At 51.9% G+C, this 1,802-nt stretch carries 1 protein-coding gene and 2 pseudogenes; 1 reads left to right on the plus strand and 2 read right to left on the minus strand.

Features of this window, described 5'->3' with window-relative positions; genetic code table 11:
• Positions 1-8 precede the first annotated feature (8 nt).
• A protein-coding gene (locus tag ACKWMY_RS28125; protein WP_409487539.1) for an IS3 family transposase occupies positions 9-1,186 on the minus strand; the annotation gives its coding sequence in 2 pieces (ribosomal slippage) (positions 9-928 and positions 928-1,186; 1,179 coding nt in all).
• A 75-nt stretch (positions 1,187-1,261) separates the two neighbouring features.
• Here ACKWMY_RS28125 and ACKWMY_RS28130 point away from each other — a divergent pair.
• Positions 1,262-1,675 (plus strand): annotated as a pseudogene (locus ACKWMY_RS28130) (DDE-type integrase/transposase/recombinase); the annotation flags it as partial.
• Positions 1,676-1,717: 42 nt separating this feature from the next.
• Here the strand turns inward: ACKWMY_RS28130 and ACKWMY_RS28135 are convergent.
• Positions 1,718-1,802: pseudogene (locus tag ACKWMY_RS28135) on the minus strand (hypothetical protein); the annotation flags it as partial.

Raw genomic sequence — 1,802 nt, forward strand, 5'->3', positions numbered from 1 at the left:
TGTAGTGGTCAAGTAAAACTGGCCACGGTTTTATAAGCTGCGTGGTATCTTCTCTCTGATTCGTCAGGTGTCAGACCTCCGTTGTATTGATGAGGTCTGAACGTGTTGTAGTAACCCGTTATGTAACGAGTGACTTCTCGTTGAGCTGTTTCCGCTGCACTGTAGCCTCCTTCCGGTATCCATTCGCTTTTCAGGCTACGGAAGAAGCGTTCCATCGGGCTATTATCCCAACAGTTCCCTCTCCGGCTGACGCTCTGTTTTATCTGCTTTTTCCAGAGCCGTTGCCGGTACCTCAAGCTTGTATACTGGCTTCCCTGATCCGAGTGGAACATGACCCCCTCTGGCTTATTACGACTTTCCCAGGCCATTTCCAGGGCGTTAATGATGAGCTCTGTATCCGCAACTGGCGACATTGCCCAACCCACTGGCTTACGGGCGAACAGATCCATCACGACGGCCAGATAACTCCATTTCTGTCCGGTCCAGATAAAAGTGATATCACCGCACCAGACCTGGTCAGGCTCCGTTACTGCGAACTGGCGCTCCAGTATATTTGGCAGACTTATGTGCTCCTGAGTCGATTTTCTGTAGGCATGTTTGCCCGGCTGGCAGCTACTCAGGCCCAGCGCTTTCATTATCTTACTTGCCCGGTACCGGCTTAACGCAAGCCCCTCACGGGTAAGGATATCCGCAAACGTTCTGGCACCGGAAGAACCGTTACTGAGGCGGTGTATACGACGAACTTCGCTATGGACTCTGACCCGCTCTGGATTGATGACATGCCGCCTTTTTGCCCAATATTTATAGCTACTGCGGTGTATTTCAAAAACATCGCAGAGAAGGCTGACGGTGTGACTGCTCCTGAGTTTTTCAACTAGCGAGAACTGTTCAGGGAGTCTGACATCAAGAGAGCGGTAGCCTTTTTTAATATGGTGTTATGTTCCTCCAGGCGACGAACCTGCTTTTCCAACTCACGGATACGCTGCTGTTCGGTAGTCAGTGGCGAGGCTTTAGGTGAGACCCCTTCACGCTCCAGACGCAGCTGTCTTGCCCATGATTCGAGTGCCGATGTGCTGACATTCATGGCTTGGCTGGCTGCACGGAATGAGTAGCCCTGGTCAAGGATAAGTTGAGCGCATTCAAGTTTGAATTCAGCAGAAAAAGTCCGCCTCGTTTTGTTAGTCATTTTGTCACCTGTTTAGTGGTTGAGGTGATGATATCACCTCTATTCAGGTGGCCAAATTCACTATGCCACTACATTATCGTGGGCTGGCGGGTGTCATCGTCGATGGAAACCACGTTCGTACTGGATGCGCTGGAGCAGGCTCTGTGGGCCCGGCGACCGTCCGGCACTATCCATCACTCGGATAAAGGCTCGCAGTACGTATCGCTGGCGTACACGCAGCGACTGCAGGAAGCGGCTCTTCTGGCTTCAACGGGCAGCACAGGTGACTCTTATGATAATGCCATGGCCGAAAGTATTAACGGGCAGTATAAAGCGGAGGTGATACACCGGAAGAGCTGGAAAAACCGACAGGAAGTGGAGCTGGCCACACTGGCATGGGTGGACTGGTACAACAATCGTCGGCTGCTTGAGCGGCTCGGCCATATCCCACCTGCTGAAGCAGAAAAAGCATATTACGCTTCCATCGGGAAAAAGGATCTGGCAGCCTGAGTTCCCGGACTTAACTCTCTCCCACAAAACCGGTACGGTTCAGAGCGGGAGTTTCATCAGGGTAAAAATGGAGTCAATAAATCCCTGTGCGGCGCGCAGCGTGAGGTGAAAAACGCGTTTGAGCATC

Source organism: Serratia sp. J2 (genome assembly GCF_046269175.1).
Taxonomy (GTDB): domain Bacteria; phylum Pseudomonadota; class Gammaproteobacteria; order Enterobacterales; family Enterobacteriaceae; genus Chania; species Chania fonticola_C.